The following is a 14,519-nucleotide window of genomic DNA, read 5'->3' as shown; positions in this document are numbered from 1 at the left end:
GCCGCGCGGGTCTCAAAGCCGAGCGATCGGGGGTGCAGCGCGGCCCCACTGCGCCGCGACCGCACCGAGAAACTCAGACCAGGACTCAGGCCACCGGCGAGGCCACGCGAACGGGCAGCGACACCCGCACCGTCGTGCCGCCCCCGCCGGGCGTGCTGTCGACCACCACCGTCCCGCCGAGCTCCTCGACCCGCTCGCGCATCACGTCGAGCCCCATCCCGTGCCGCCCGCCGGCCGCCGGGTCGAAGCCGCGCCCGTCGTCGCGCACGGTCAGCTCGACGCGTGAACCGGCCTCGGCCAGCCGCAGCTCGATCGCCGACGGGTCGCCGTGGCGGATCGCGTTGCCGATGCTCTCCTGGGCCACGCGGAGCACGGCGTGCTCGACCGCGGCGTCGAGGGCGACCGGGTCGAGCCGGACGTCGATGGGCACGCCGAGCCGCGCCTCGTACGTCCGGCCCAGCTGCTCCAACGCGGCGACGAGCCCGGCGTCCTCGAGCGCGATCGGCCGCAGCTCGAGCAGCAGCGCGCGCATCTCCCACATGGTGCGGGCCAGCGACTGCTCCATCGACGCGGCCTGCCCGCGCAGCGCCGACTCGGCCGGCAGCGCCTTGGCCAGCCCGGCCGCGACCATGCTGGCCGAGAACAGCTCCTGCGAGATCGAGTCGTGCAGCTCCCGGGCGATGCGGGTGCGTTCGGCGCGGCGGGCCTCGGCGCCGGCCGTGGCCTTCTGCTCGACGACGGCGGCGTCGAGGCGCTCGGCCATGGAGTTGAACGCGTGCTCCAGGCGGCCGACCTCGTCGCCGCCGGACACGGGGATGCGGACCTGCAGGTCCCCGTCGGCCATCGCCGACGTACCCTCGGCGAGCCGCCGGATGCGCCGGATCAGCGGGCCGGTGCTCAGCAGCCCGAAGAGGGCCCCGACGGGCAGCAGCAGCACGAGCGCAATGATCCCGGGCAGCGCGAACGTCTGCACGGTCGTGCCGCCCGCGGGATCGCCGGCCCCGCGGTCCGGCTGCCCGGCGAGCTGCTTGTCGGACTGCTGCCCCTCGCCGCCGGCGCCGGTCGGGGTCATCACGACATAGGCGGTACCGATGACGCGCGGGGCCGTGCCGTCGGCGCCCGTGACCCGGATCGGGGCGCTGGCCCAGTAGCTGATGCCGCCCGCCTGGTGCACCTGGCCGTCGTGCGCCTCGCCGCCGCGGGCCTCCTCCGGCACCATCGCGTCCGGGAAGCCGGACGTCGGTGCGGCGGCGGCGACACGGCCGTCGGCGCCGGCGACGACCTGGACGACGCCCTCGTCGCCCTGGGTGGTGGCGACGGCGGCGAAGCTGGGTGCGGCGACCCGGGCGAGCACGGCGTCGCCGTCACCGCCGCCGGCGACGCTCGACGCGCTGCCGGCCGCGGCCGCCAGGTTGCGCGCGATCGCCTGGGTCCGGAGCCGCCCGAGGCTCTGCTCGGCGACGACGGCCCGCTTGCGCGCCTGGGCCGCGGCGAGGTCGGCGGCCTGCAGCCGGGGCACGACGAGGGCCAGCGCGGCCGCCTCGACGAGCAGCACCGCCGCCGCCGAGACCAGCACGTACGAGGTGGCCATGCGGAAGCGCAGGCCGAGTCGCGACAGCATTGGGTTGCCTCCGGCCGCGGTAGACGTCAGCTCAGCGTACCGAGGGTGTGTCCGGACAACAGACCCGGCGCCGGTGGAGCAGCGATGGAGCGGCGATGGGCGGGGGGCCGTGCATCCGCCGGGCGGCGGCATCATGGCTGCGGGTGACCGTACTGGAGGGAGTTCGGCATGGGCTTGCCAGACGAGCCGGTGTTCCTGCGATCCAACGCCATCATCGAGCCGCTGGTCGACCGGTTCTACGCCGCGATGCACATCGTCGCGCCGGTCCAGGCGTCGATGAACCTGGCGAACGTGCACGTGCCGCTGCTCGAGTCGTACCTGCAGAACCCGCAGGTGCACCTGGCCGCCAGCAACAACCCGGCGCTGCGCGGCGGCTACTTCGTGAACATCGAGGAGTCCCGCAGCAACGAGGTCGCCGAACTGCTCGACGGCATCAAACGCGACCGCGCCGACATGCTCGCCTTCGCCGCCGCGATCGCCGACGCCGAGTCGATGCTCGAGCAGCACGCGCGGGGCTTCGACCTGACGCCGCTGTACCCGCGGCTCCCGTCGCCGCTCAACGGCCTCGTCGAGCTGGCCTACGACACCGGCAGCCAGCCGTCGATGCGGTACATCGAGCCACTCGTCTACACCAGCCCCGTCTACGACCGCGGCCGCCAGTCGGTGCAGCTGTCGCTCGACGACGGGGTGGAGCGGCCCTTCATCCTCAGCACGCCGCGCCTGCCGATGCCCGGCGTACTCGACCTGCCGCTGCAGTTCGACCACCCCGGGCTCGACGCGCTGTTCGCCGCCCGCACCACCGCGACGACCTTCGGCCGGCTGCGGGAGGCCCTGGAGCTCGACGACGGGCAGGCCGCGCAGCTCGCCACGCTGCTGTCCGACGCGCCCAGCCTCTCCCCCGACCGGCACATCGAAAACGGCGGGCGCATCCGGTACTTCGGCCACGCCTGCCTGGTCCTGCAGACGCCCGACGTCGCCATCGTCACAGACCCGTTCATCAGCACGGACAACCGGCACGGCGACCGCTACACCCTCGACGACCTGCCCGACCGCATCGACTACGTCCTCATCACCCACGGCCACCAGGACCACATCGTCCTCGAGACCCTCCTCGCGCTGCGCGGCCGCATGGGTGCCGTCGTGGTGCCGCGGTCGTCGCGGGGCAGCCTGTGCGACCCGTCGATCGGGCTGTACCTCAAGGCGATCGGGTTCAACGTCATCGAGGTCGACGACTTCGACGAGGTACCCTTCGAAGGCGGCCGGATCGCGGCCACGCCGTTCCTGGGCGAGCACGCCGACCTCGACGTCCGCGCGAAGTCCACGTTCATCGTGCAGCTGGCCGGGGCGTCGGCGTTCATCGGCGCGGACTCCTCCGGCATCGACCCCGTGCTCTACCGCTACATCCGCCGCCGGTTCGGCAAGGTGGACATGGCGTTCCTCGGCATGGAGTGCGACGGCGCGCCGCTGACGTGGGGATACCAGGGGCTGCTGACCCGCCCGGTGACGAAGAAGATGAGCGACTCGCGCCGCCTCTCGGGGTCGAACGCCAAGCAGGCGGCCGACGTCATGCGCGAGCTCGACGCCGACGAGGCCTACATCTACGCGATGGGCGAGGAGAGCTGGCAGGGCCACGTCATGGCCACGACGTACAACGAGGACACCTTCCAGCTCAAGCAGATCGACGAGTTCCTCGGCTGGTGCACCGACCAGGGCATCACCGCCGAGCACCTGTTCAACCGGCGCGAGTGGCGCTGGTAGGCCTCACCGGCCGCGCCACCGGGGCTCCCGCCGCTCGTTGAAGGCGCGGGGGCCCTCGCGCGCATCCTCGCTGTGCATGCGCCGCTGCTCCCACTCGAACCGCGTACCGAACGCCTCCTCCAGCGGCATGTCGAGGGACCGCAGCGTGGCCTCCTTGATGGCCCGCACGGCCAGCGGCGCGGCGCGCACGAGGTCGGCGGTCCACTCGGCGACGCACGCGTCGAGCCGATCCCCGGGTACCACCTCGTTGACGAGCCCGAGCCGCAGGGCGGTCGCGGCGGTGAGCCGCCGCCCGGTCAGCAGGTAGCCCATCGCGTGCTTGAGCGGGAGCTGCCGGGCCAGCCGGAACGCGCCGCCGGCGCCGGGCACGAGGCCCAGGCCCACCTCCGGCAGCGCGAAGACGGCGTGCTCGGCGGCGACGACGATGTCGCAGGCGAGGACGAGCTCGAAGCCGCCGCCGAGGGCCCATCCGTTGACGCGGGCGACGATCGGCTTGGAGAAGCCGAACCGCTCGGTGAGCCGCGGCCAGCCGGGCTGTCCGCGGCTGCCGAACGTCGTTGGCCCGGCGCCGTTGCGGTTGAGCTCGGCCCGCTCGTGCAGGTCCTGGCCGACGCAGAAGGACCGTTCGCCGGCGCCGGTGAGGACGACGACGCGCACGTCGTCGTCGGCCTCGGCATCGTCCCAGACGGACCCGAGCTCCTCGTGGGTGCGCAGGTCCATCGCGTTGAGCTTCTCGGGCCGGTCCAGGGTGACGTAGGCGACGTGGTCGCGCTTGACGTACCGCACCCGCGGGCGCTCGCCGTCCCCCGGACCGCTCATGCCGACGCCTCCGCAAGCTCCGGCGCCGGCCTGAGCTCCACCCTGTGCCCCTGATGAGCGGCCACTCCGCTCCGCTCCGTACCGCTCATGTGGCGGCGGCGAAGCGGCCGACCTTGCCGAGCACGTCGGGGCTGTAGATGCGCCGGGCCTGCTGCAGCGCGAACTCGGCCAGGTACGCCCGGAAGGCGTCCGGCGGCTCCTCGGCCTCCACCAGCATCCGCCGGTTGGCCGCGACCGCCTCGCCCCGCAGCCGGTCGGCGCAGCCAGGAACGGCCGCGTCGAGGTCCTCCTCCGGGTCGTGCACCTCGTCGACGAACAGCCGCGCGTCGGGCTCGATCACGCGGATGCGCCGGCCGAGCAGGATCACCTGCCGGGCCAGGCGGGCGCCGCCGTGGCGGGTGAGGCGCAGGTTCGCCGCGCCGGGCACGATGCCCTCCTGGGCGGCCGGCAGGCTCAGATAGGCGTCGGCGCCGGCGATGACGTGGTCGGCGGCGAGCAGCAGCTGGCAGCCGCCGCCGATGGCGAATCCGTCGACGACCGCGAGCCACGGCTTGCCGCCGGGCCGCTCCCACCATCCGCCGCCGTCGGACAGGCCGCGGTTGAGCTTGGCGATGTACCCCATCTCCCGGCGCAGCAGGAAGTCGACCAGGCCGATCCGCCCGGCGTGCAGCGCCTTGAGGTTGATGCCGGCGCTGAAGACCCGGCGGCCACGGTACCGCGGGTGCGTCATCCTCCCGCCCCGGACCACGAGCGCCTCGACGGCGGGGTCGAGCAGCGCCAGATCGACAGCCGTTTCCATGTCGTCGACCTGGCGCTCGTCCTCGGCGTTGAGGCAGTCCTCGCGGCACATGGTGAGGTGCGCGATGCCCTCGCGGCGCTCCAGCCGGACCGAGCCGAGGTCCGCCTCGCCGGCGCTGCGGTAGGCGTCCTGCGCGGCCAGCGCGCGCGGGGTGGGACGGCGCATGGCCTCCAGCAGGTGCAGGCCCTCGCGCGGCCCGCGCAGTACCGCCGCCGCGAACAGCCCCTGGTCGACCTCCCAGCCCTCCTTGGCCGCCTGCGGCCGGGCCCGGTCGGCGGCGAGCTGCTCGGGCCCGGGCACGAGCCCGGGACAGGCCTCCGCCGCCGCCGCGCACAGCTCGGCGAGCCCGAGCGACCGGGACAGCTCCCCGGTCAGCTCGGCGTAGACGGCGGCCGCGTGATGCTCCAGGAAGACACCGCGCACCCGCCGCGCGGCGGCGTGGGCCTCGGCGGCGGCCGATCGCTCCTCCGGCGTGCGCAGCGCCGGCTCCGGCAGGCCGCCGAGGATCTCGGCGGCCCGCCCGGCGGCGTCGGCCACAACGCGCTGGGCGGGGCCCGTCACGAGGATGCCTCCGCGGTGCGCCGAAGGGTGCGGTCGACGGCCGCGAGGTGCGAACCGAGCGCGTCCTCGAAGCCGGCCCCCGGGGCGTCCAGGGTCAGCTGCCGGCGGATCGCGAGCTCCGCGCCCGGTACCGTCGCCGCCCGGGCCACGGCGGCCGCGACGGCGGCACCGGGGTCGTCGGCCACCTCGTGGACGAGGTGCAGCGCCAGGGCGTCGGCGGCGGCGATCGGCGTGCCGAAGAGGACCGCCTGGCGCACCGCCGCGGCGCCGGGGGCCTGGCGGGCGAGGCGGAACAGCGCCATCCCCGGCCAGACGAGCCCGGCCTGCAGGGCGGGCACGAGCCGGGTGCCGGGCGCGGCGATGCGGTGGTCGGTGGCGAGCAGCGCGTCGAGCGCGGCGCCGCCGCAGTCGCCGGTGGCGGCCGCGACGGTGACGGCCGGCAGGCGCTCGAGGCGGCGGACCGCCTGCTCCCACCGGTTGACCAGCTTGACGGTGAGCCCGCCGAGCCAGTCGCCGTGCGGGGCACCGGTCACGTGTACCACCAGCACGCCGCCCCCGGCCGCATCCTCCGCCCGGTCGCACGCGGCGGCGAGCGCGGCAACGGTCTCGGCGGACAGCGGCCGGCCGCCGTCGATGTGCGCCGCGGTCACCATTGCACCAGCGCCGTCTCGATCGTCGAGCCGGGGCCCATCGTCATGAGCACGCCCAGGTCGCCCGGCGCGACGACGCCCTCGCGCACCAACCGCTGGTAGGAGAACAGGAAGGAGCCGCTGGAGACGTTGCCGTAGTCGCGCAGCACGCCGATGGTGTGGCGCACGTCGTGGCGGGTGAGGGCCAGGTTGACGCGGACGGCGTCGATGACCTTCTTGCCGCCGGAGTGGACCAGCCAGTGCCCGATGTCGCGGCGGCGCAGCCCGGCCCGGCCCAGCAGCCGGTCGATGACGATGCCGGCGTTGGCGCCCACCACGTACGGGATGTCCGGGTCCAGGAAGAAGCTGAACCGGTGCTGGTCGTCGTCCCAGTCGTAGCGCATGGCGTCGAAGGCGTCGGTGATGATGCGGCTGGCGAAGCCCAGCACGCGCGGGCCGGCGGCGACGGCGACCGGGCCGGCCGGGGTGTCGGCCGGCGCGCCGACGGCGGGGGCGACGACGGCCACGGCGGCCGCGCCGTCGCCGAAGAGGCTGTTGACGACGGCGGTACGCATGGTGGAGTCCATGACGTAGGCGGCGGAGCAGGCCTCGGCGCAGACCATCACCGCGACCCGGCCGGGGTTGGACTTGGCCCAGTTGGCGGTGCCGTTGAGGGCGTTGAGCCCGGCGTTGCAGCCCATGCCGACCACGTCGACGCGGTGGCAGCCGGGGTCGAGGCCGAGCTCGCGGATGAGCAGGGCGCTCAGGCCCGGGGTGAGGAAGCCGGTGGAGGTCACGCAGCACAGGTAGTCGACGTCGGCGAGGCTCAGGCCGGCGTCGGCGAGCGCGGCGCGCACGGCGCGGGCGCCCATGTCGACGGCGACGGCCTTGTGCTTGCGCAGCAGGGCGCCCTGCGGCTCGTCGTGGGTGCGGCCGTCGGGGCTGACGGGGACGGTGAGGTACCGCCGCCCGATGGCGCTGTTGGCGAAGACGGAGCGGACCTTGGGGTCGGTGATGGCGAACAGGTCCAGCAGGTCCTGCTGCGTGTAGGGGGCGCCGGCGACGGCGGTGCCGACGCCGGCCAGGACGGCCGGGGCGGGCGCGGCGGGGCCGAGCACGACGGCCGCCGGGCCCGGGGCGGGCCCGGCGGCCGGGAAGTCGTCGGGGCCGGGGAGCGTGGCGGTCGGCTTCGCGCCGATGGCAAGGGTCATCGGAAGGTCCAACCCCACATGCGCGGCTTGCTGCGCGGACGGATCACGACGGTGGTCATGGCCGGGACATCCTTTCCATAGCGGACTTCAGGCCGTTTCTTCGTGCTTGGCCAGGAACTCGAGGATCGCCGAGTTGACCTCGTCGGGCCGTTCGAGGTAACCGAAGTGCCCGGCGCGGGGAATCTCGACCAGGTCGCAGTCGGGGATGGCCTCGGCGACCTCGGCGCCCAGGTAGGGCGGCGTGACGAGGTCGTCGGCGAACGTGATGACGCGGCAGGGCACGGTGATGCCCCGCAGCCCGGGCCGGCGGTCCTCGGTCAGGTCGACCCAGTCCTGGCCGCCGCCGTAGCCCGCCGGTTCGGTCGCGGCGGCGTGGCGCAGGGTGTCCAGCCAGGCGGCGGAGGCCTGCGGGTCGTTGAGGGTGGCCGGGGAGAGCATCTCGAACGCGGCGACGCTCGCGCGGTACGCCGGCGGCAGGACGACACCGCTCTCGGTCAGCTCCCGGTAGGCGCGGGCGTGGGCGAGGCGGGCCGGGTCCGAGCGCGACTTCGTGGACATGAGCACCGCGCTGCGGACCAGGTCGGGCCGGCGCAGCGCGAGCTCCTGGGCGACGACGGCCCCCATCGAGGTACCGACGACACGGCACGGCCCCCCGATCGCCTCGATGAGTCCCTCGGTGTCGGCGATGAGGTCGGCGAGGGAGTACCGGCCGGGCGGCACGTCCGACGGCGGGATGCCGCGGTTGTCGAAGGTGACGGCCTGGTAGCCGGCGGCGACCACGGCCGGGGTCTGGTGCATCGTCCACACCCGGCCCCCGGCCGAGGAGCCCATGATGAACAGCACCCGCTCGCCCCGGCCGTACCGCTCGAAGGCTAGGCGGATGCCGTTGGTGAAGGCGTGGGGCATCCCGCCGCTACTGCCCGTCGAGGGCGAGGCGCAGGCTCTTGGGCCGCATGTCGGTCCAGGTCTTGCGCAGGTACTCGTCGCACTCCTCCTTGGAGGCGTGCACGCCCGTCTCGGCCCACCCACTGGGCACCGGCAGATCGCCCGGCCACAGCGAGTACTGCTCCTCGTCGTTGACGAGCACCTTGAAGCGGGCCTCGGGGTTGTCGAAGTCGAAACTGACGGTCCGCACCGTGTCCTCCTGTCGCCGTGCTACCAACGCCATTCACGCTGACCGAGCAGGTGCTCGGCCTTCACACCGTTGTCCGCGCACCAGCCCAGAAAGACCTCGACCTGCTGGAGCTGGTACGAGTCGGGCCGGTAGCTCGTGGCCATGATGTGCCCGAGCCACTCCTCCTCGCCCATCGCGTAGATGTAGGCCTCGCCCGCGCCGAGCTCGGTGACGATGCCGGCGGCCTGCTCGGCGTTGGAGCCCGACAGCTTGCGCGAGTCGCTCATCTTCTTCGTCACCGGCCGGGTCAGCAGCGGCTGGTACAGCCACGTCAGCGGCGCGCCGTCGCACTCCATGCCCAGGAAGGCCATGTCGGCGCGGCCGAGGTCGGCGCGCACGTAGCGGTACAGCACCGGGTCGATGCCGGAGGAGTCGGCGCCGATGAAGAACTTCTTGCCGGCGAGCTCGACCCAGTAGGTGGACTTGCCGCGGATGTCGAGGTCGCAGTGCTCGCCGAGGAACGGGGTGGCGGTCACCTTGCCGCCCGGCAGCTCGACCTCGTCGAAGTCGTCGGCCTCGATGACGTTGAAGCCGATCGTCTTGAGGTACAGCCCGATCGACGGGTCGCAGAGGTTGCCGCGCGAGGTGCGCGGCACGACGACGGCGCCGATGCGCCCGCGCAGCTGCAGCAGCGTCTCCAGCACCGTGTGGTCCTGGTGGCCGTGGGTGATCAGCGCGAGGTCGATGTGGTCGGGCAGGTCGTTGAGCAGGTACCGGCCGGTCGAGTTCGTGTCGCAGTTGATGAACGGATCGGTCAGGACGGCCGCGTCGGGCGACTGCAGCAGCACGCAGGCGTGGCCGTAGTACCGCACCCGGCCCCCGGCCTCGATGTGCCGGTCCTCGGACTGGCCCGGCGCGTCGGTGAGGAGCCGCTCGAGCTGCGCGACCTGCTCGTCGGGCACCTCCAGCGCCTCGCGCAGCCGGGCCACGGTGGTCGGGCGCAGGCGGGCCGCGAAGAGCTCGTCCAGCCCGCCGTGGCGCAGGGCCAGGTCGAGGTCGAGCTTGTCCGGCCCCGGGAGGCGGGGGGTGCTGAGGACGAACGGCCGCTCGACGCCGGGCTCGAGGGAGAGCTGCACGGACTGGCGCTGCTCGGCGTAGGCGCCGCTGCGGTACGCCAGCGGCTCCATGAACCGCACCGTGGGCTGGTTGCCGGTGTCGTAGGCGATCTCGACGACGCCGTTGAGCTCGTCGGGCAGGCGCGGGTACAGCGGCGTGAGGTCGAACCCGGCCGCCTCGTCCCGCACGAGCGCGTCGGCCCGCATGACCGCCTCGGCGAAGCGCAGCATCGGCGCCCGGTCGCGCTTGATCGCGGCGACCAGGTCGCGCACCTCGTCGGCGCGCTCCTCGGCGATGTTGATGAAGTACCCGCCGCGGAGGTCGGGGTTGTTGCTGGCGGCGACGTGCATCTGCGGCGACTGCAGGTACGACTCCAGGTTCGGCAGCTGCCGGAACGCGAGGTTCATCGAGGCCTGCACCGGCGCGACGGTGTGCAGCCAGGCGTAGAACCGGTCGACCAGCGGCTCGATGATGACATTCGGGCGCAGGAAGCGCTGCTCGTGGCTCATGGCTGCCTCTCGTTTGCCGACGGCCAACCGTCGCACGGCCCGCGGAGCCCGGACAACGCATCGCCAGCAGCGCGTCAGAGCACTTCCAGCGCGGCGCCATCGGGTGCGGATCAGGCCTGCTGGGCGCCGCGCTCCTCGAGGTCCTCGGCGAGCTGGCGCCACTCCTCGGCGCACATGCGGGCGAGGTTGGCGATGATGTACGTGCTGTGCGGCGGGACCTTGTCGGCGACGTCGACCCACTCGTCGGCCCGGATGGCGCGGGAGAACATCCAGCGCAGCAGTCCCCGGCCCGACTCGCTGAAACGCAGCGCCGGGTCGCTCTGCAGCCCCTGCAGGATGGCGCCGAGGTCGGGTCCGGCCCGTTCGTCGGTGGCGACCGGGGCGGAGCTGTCGTCGCGGCGCCGGCGTGCTGGGGGCAGCGGGTCGTCGCCGCGCTCCATCCGCAGCCGCACGTCACGCACCGTCGACGGCGAGACGCCGGCCTCGCGGGCGATCGCCCGCAGCGACGCCTCGGGGCGCTCCCGGATGAGCTCCGAGGCGCGCAGCCGTCCCTCGGCGTTGTGCACGGGCCGGGTCCGCCCGTCGCGGCCGGTCCGGGTGCGTGCCTCGTCGGCCCGGTCCTCCCGCTGCATGCGGAGCCGGAACTTGGCCACCGTGCGCGGGCCCAGGCCGACCGCGGCCGCGATCGCCCGGTCGGACCAGCCGGGATAGGACCCGATGATCCGTTCCATGGCCCGCGTGCGGTCGTCCGCCGACAGCGGCAGGCCGTGCGCGATGTTGGTCCGCACGGCCAGGACGAACGCCTCCTGCTCGGTGCCGTCGAAGTAGCGGGCCCGGACCAGGTCGTCGCCGCGCAGGCGGGCGGCGCCGAGCCGGTGCATGCCGTCGATCACCCGCATCGTGGCGCGGTGCACGATGATCGGCGGCAGCTGGGCGTCCAGCGCGGCCAGCATCGTGGTGTGCGCCGGGTCCTCGCCGGCCGTGCGCGGCGAGTCGGCGGGCAGCAGCGAGCGCACCGGGATCCACTGGACGTCCGAGCAGCCGCTGAGCGGGTCGGGCAACGAGACATCGACGTGCTGTTCCACTGCATCGCCCCATCGGTAGCAGGCCCCCCGAGCGACTTCAGCGTCGCGCCGGGGCGGGACCGGCACACCCCCGAAAAGAGGGGAATGCCGCCGCTCTTTCGGGGGAGGATCGCGGGCCCCCCGAAAGGTGGCGGGTCGGCCTTTACCTTTGGGGGATGCGCGGCCGCGCCCGTGCGGGCATTGTGGGGGCCATGGCCGTGCTCGAGCTGCGCGAGGTGCGCAAGACGTACCCCGGCGAACCGCCCGTCGAGTCCGTGCGCGGCGTCGACCTGCGGGTCGAGGCGGGCGACATGCTGGCGATCTCGGGCGCGTCCGGGTCCGGCAAGTCGACGCTGCTCAACCTGATGGCGACGCTGGACCGGCCGACCGAGGGGTCGGTGGTCATCGACGGCATGGCCGTGGAGGGCCTCAGCGACCGGCAGCTCGCCGGGGTGCGCGCGCACCGCGTCGGGGTGGTGTTCCAGCAGTTCTTCCTGCTGGAGGCGCTCGACGCGCTGGACAACGTGGCGAACGGGCTGCTGTACCGCGGGGTGCCGGCCCGGCAGCGGCGGGAGGCGGCGGAGGACGCGCTGCGGCGGGTCGGGCTCGGCCACCGGGTCCGCCACCGGGTCACGAAGCTCTCCGGCGGCGAGCGGCAGCGGGTGGCGATCGCCCGCGCTCTGGTCGGCCGGCCGGCGATCATGTTCGCCGACGAGCCGACCGGCAACCTCGACTCGAGCAACAGCCGCGAGATCATGGCCCTGCTGACCGAGCTCAACGACGGCGGCACGACCATGGTGATCATCACGCACGAGGCCGCGGTCGCCGACGCGTGCAAGCGGCAGGTCGTGATGCGCGACGGTCAGCTGGTCGCCTGAGCCGCAACGCGATCGGCGCTCCAGCGGCCCGCGAACGCCGGGCGGTACCGTGCCGCTCGTGGGTCTGATCGGCGAGACGGTGGACCTGTCCCATCCGCTGTCGCCCGCGCTGCCGCACCACCCGGACGTCGTACCGCCGAGCGTCACCACCGTCGCCGGCTTCGAGCGGGACGGCTGCTTCGCCGGCCGGTGGGACCTCGATGAGCACTCGGGCACCCACGTCGACGCTCCGGCGCACTTCGTCGCGGGCGGGGCGGCGGTCCACGCGATCGCCGCGGCCGACCTGGTGCTGCTCGCCGCGGTCGTCGACATCCGCGACCGGGTGCGGGGCGACGCCGACGCGCGGCTGGAGGTCGCGGACATCCTGGACTGGGAGCGGCGGCACGGCCCGCTGCCCGGCCCGTGTGCCGTGCTGGCGCTCACCGGCTGGGCGGAGCGGATCCACGACCGCGGCCGGTACCTCGGCCTGGACGGCGAAGGCCGCCCGCACTGGCCGGGCTTCGCCGCCGAGACGGCTCGGTTCCTGGCCGCGGACCGGCCTCAGGTGTACGCCCTGGGGATCGACACGCCGAGTCTGGACTCGGCGGCCGGGGAGCGGGCCGGGTCCGCGGTGCACCACGGCTGGCTGGGCGGGCGGCGGTACGGCGTGGAGAACCTCGCCAACCTCGAGCGGCTGCCGCCGGTCGGCGGGGTGCTGATCGTGGGCGTCCCGGCCCTCGTCGGGGCGAGCGGTGCACCGGCCCGCGTCCTGGGCCTGATTCCCGCGCCTGGCCTTCAGCCGGTCGGCGAGTCAGCCGCTTCTTCCGCCTGATTCCCGCGCCTGGCCTTCAGCCGGTCGGCGGGTCAGCCGCTTCTTCCGCCTGATCCCCGCGCCTGCCCTTCAGCCGGTCGGCGAGTCAGCCGCTTCCTCCGCCTGATCCCCACGCCTGCCCTTCAGCCGGTCGGCGAGTCAGGCGCTTCCTCCGCCTGATTCCCGCGCCTGACCTTCAGCCGGTCGGCAGCCAGGCCCGGAACAGCTCCACGAACTCGACGACCGCGACGGCCGCCACGGCGAGCGAGAGCGCCGCCACGGCCACCGCCCCGGCGACCGTCGGGCCGCCGCGGCGCAGCGGGTCCGGCGCCGGGCGTATAAGCGCCTCGACGCGGTGCAGGGTGCTGGAGCCGCCGAAGCCGAGCGCGGGCGCGGGCCCGTGGGCGGCGAGGGCCACCTTCGCGATGGTGTGCGCGACGAGCCGCCGGTCCGCGACCGTGTCGGCGGCGTCCTCGTCCGCGCTGCGCTCGACGAGCAGGCAGACGGCCGACTCGACCGGCCGCAGCAACGGGTTGACCGCCGTGGCCAGCGCGGCGAGCGTGGTCGTGCGGTCGTGGCGGCGCCACAGGTGGGCGCGCTCGTGGGCGAGCACCGCGGCCCGCTCGTGGGCGTCGAGCAGGCGCAGCATGCCGCTGGTCACCAGCACGTGGCCGCGGCGGCCGCGGGCGGGCGGCACGGCGACCGCGCGCGGGCTGTCCCAGTCGGCGACGAGCAGGCCGTCCTCGACGGGGCCGGCGGCGCGCAGCTCCCGGGCGACGGCCCAGCGGCGGCGCAGCCCGGCGGCGACGCGCCAGCCGACCCAGAGCAGCAGGGCGGTCGCGGCGACGGCGACCGGGTCCGGGACGGGCTCCGGCAGGGGGCGTCCGTTGGCGAGGGACAGCCGGCCGTACCGCTCGATCGCCGGCACGTCGTCAGCGAGCGTGGCCACGACGAGGATCAGGCACACGGCGCTGGACCCGGCGGTCACCATCGCGCCGGCCGCGAGCGCCCGTGCGGCCCGCTCGGGCCGGCCGGTGCGCGCGGCGAGGCGGGCGAGCGGCCACAGCACGGCCGACAGCAGCAGCAGCACCGGCAGCAGGATCGGGATGTGCACGAGCCAGGTCACACCCCCTCCTCGCTTCGCTCGTCGGCGGCATGCCACATGAACTGAGCCACCCGATGACCGGCCCCTCCGCTCCGCTCCGGACCGGTCATGGCGACGGCTCCCCCGGGTCGGGATCGCGCAGCAGCGCCCGCAGCAGCTCGGCGTCGTCGGGGGCCAGGTCGGCGGTGAACTGGCGCAGCACCGCCCGCCGGTCGCCGGGGCCGTCGAGCACGGCGCGCATCCGCCGGGCCGCCGCGGTGGCGCGGTCCTCGGCCGGGAAGTACTCGTGGCCGCGCCCGCCGGTCAGGTTGACGCGGCGGCGGGCCTGACCCTTCTCCAGCAGGCGGGTGAGGATCGTCAGCACGGTGTTGTACGCCAGGTCGCCGCCCAGCTGCTGCTGCACCTGGGCCGGGGACAGCGGGCCCGAGGCGGCCCACAGCACCGTCATGACATCCGACTCGAGCGAGCCCCAGGCACGCCGCTCCGCGCTCATCGGCCCGTCCCGTGGTGGCAGGTCACCGGGACACGGTACCCGGGGCGGCAAC

The 14,519-nt window shown here is 74.4% G+C and carries 14 protein-coding genes; 3 read left to right on the top strand and 11 right to left on the bottom strand.

Features of this window, described 5'->3' with window-relative positions:
• Positions 1-85: 85 nt before the first annotated feature.
• Positions 86-1,621 carry a HAMP domain-containing protein gene (locus tag ACPPVO_RS25840; RefSeq protein WP_426513727.1) on the bottom strand — a complete coding sequence of 512 codons (1,536 nt, stop codon included), beginning with the start codon at positions 1,619-1,621 and terminating at the stop codon, positions 86-88.
• 168 nt (positions 1,622-1,789) lie between these two features.
• On the opposite strand from ACPPVO_RS25840, the gene ACPPVO_RS25835 reads away from it, so the two are divergent.
• Positions 1,790-3,379: an MBL fold metallo-hydrolase gene (locus tag ACPPVO_RS25835; RefSeq protein WP_426513726.1), complete on the top strand. Its 1,590-nt coding sequence runs from the start codon at positions 1,790-1,792 to the stop codon at positions 3,377-3,379.
• Between the two features lie 3 nt (positions 3,380-3,382).
• On the opposite strand, the gene dpgD is transcribed toward ACPPVO_RS25835, so the two are convergent.
• From dpgD to ACPPVO_RS25795, 8 genes are all read right to left on the bottom strand, one after another.
• Positions 3,383-4,198, bottom strand: coding sequence for an enoyl-CoA-hydratase DpgD (gene dpgD, locus ACPPVO_RS25830; protein ID WP_426513725.1), 816 nt, complete (start codon positions 4,196-4,198; stop codon positions 3,383-3,385).
• A gap of 85 nt (positions 4,199-4,283) precedes the next feature.
• On the bottom strand, positions 4,284-5,558 hold the full coding sequence (gene dpgC, locus ACPPVO_RS25825) for a (3,5-dihydroxyphenyl)acetyl-CoA 1,2-dioxygenase DpgC (protein ID WP_426513724.1): 1,275 nt from the start codon (positions 5,556-5,558) through the stop codon (positions 4,284-4,286).
• Positions 5,555-6,211: an enoyl-CoA-hydratase DpgB gene (dpgB, locus tag ACPPVO_RS25820; RefSeq protein ID WP_426513723.1), complete on the bottom strand. Its 657-nt coding sequence runs from the start codon at positions 6,209-6,211 to the stop codon at positions 5,555-5,557. The genes dpgC and dpgB overlap by 4 nt, the downstream gene beginning before the upstream one ends.
• Positions 6,205-7,398 carry a 3,5-dihydroxyphenylacetyl-CoA synthase DpgA gene (gene dpgA / locus ACPPVO_RS25815; protein ID WP_426513722.1) on the bottom strand — a complete coding sequence of 398 codons (1,194 nt, stop codon included), beginning with the start codon at positions 7,396-7,398 and terminating at the stop codon, positions 6,205-6,207. Before dpgA ends, dpgB begins: the two co-directional genes overlap by 7 nt.
• Positions 7,399-7,485: 87 nt before the next feature.
• Positions 7,486-8,304: an alpha/beta fold hydrolase gene (locus tag ACPPVO_RS25810; protein ID WP_360390708.1), complete on the bottom strand. Its 819-nt coding sequence runs from the start codon at positions 8,302-8,304 to the stop codon at positions 7,486-7,488.
• 7 nt (positions 8,305-8,311) lie between these two features.
• Positions 8,312-8,533: an MbtH family protein gene (locus ACPPVO_RS25805; RefSeq protein ID WP_426513721.1), complete on the bottom strand. Its 222-nt coding sequence runs from the start codon at positions 8,531-8,533 to the stop codon at positions 8,312-8,314.
• A 20-nt stretch (positions 8,534-8,553) separates the two neighbouring features.
• A complete protein-coding gene (locus tag ACPPVO_RS25800) occupies positions 8,554-10,137 on the bottom strand; it encodes an MBL fold metallo-hydrolase (RefSeq protein ID WP_426513720.1) in 1,584 nt (527 codons plus the stop codon).
• Positions 10,138-10,247: 110 nt separating this feature from the next.
• Entirely contained in the window at positions 10,248-11,222 is a 975-nt protein-coding gene (locus tag ACPPVO_RS25795; protein WP_426513719.1) for a ParB/RepB/Spo0J family partition protein, read from the bottom strand.
• A 191-nt stretch (positions 11,223-11,413) separates the two neighbouring features.
• On the opposite strand from ACPPVO_RS25795, the gene ACPPVO_RS25790 reads away from it, so the two are divergent.
• Together ACPPVO_RS25790 and ACPPVO_RS25785 are read left to right on the top strand one after the other, a co-directional pair.
• Positions 11,414-12,079, top strand: coding sequence for an ABC transporter ATP-binding protein (locus ACPPVO_RS25790; protein WP_360390698.1), 666 nt, complete (start codon positions 11,414-11,416; stop codon positions 12,077-12,079).
• Between the two features lie 58 nt (positions 12,080-12,137).
• Positions 12,138-12,890, top strand: a complete 753-nt coding sequence (locus tag ACPPVO_RS25785; RefSeq protein ID WP_426513718.1) for a cyclase family protein — start codon at positions 12,138-12,140, stop codon at positions 12,888-12,890.
• 175 nt (positions 12,891-13,065) lie between these two features.
• Here ACPPVO_RS25785 and ACPPVO_RS25780 read toward each other — a convergent pair whose 3' ends face one another.
• Together ACPPVO_RS25780 and ACPPVO_RS25775 are read right to left on the bottom strand one after the other, a co-directional pair.
• Entirely contained in the window at positions 13,066-13,995 is a 930-nt protein-coding gene (locus ACPPVO_RS25780) for a M56 family metallopeptidase (RefSeq protein ID WP_426513717.1), read from the bottom strand.
• A gap of 85 nt (positions 13,996-14,080) precedes the next feature.
• The gene (locus ACPPVO_RS25775; protein WP_426513716.1) at positions 14,081-14,467 is read right to left on the bottom strand and encodes a BlaI/MecI/CopY family transcriptional regulator; all 387 of its coding nucleotides are present in this window, start codon (positions 14,465-14,467) and stop codon (positions 14,081-14,083) included.
• Between the last annotated feature and the right edge of the window lie 52 nt (positions 14,468-14,519).

Source organism: Dactylosporangium sp. McL0621 (assembly GCF_049995355.1).
In the GTDB taxonomy this organism is placed as follows: Bacteria; Actinomycetota; Actinomycetes; order Mycobacteriales; family Micromonosporaceae; genus Dactylosporangium.
The sequence above is the reverse complement of the archived record's forward strand: the minus strand, read 5'-3'. Positions and strand labels throughout refer to the sequence as shown.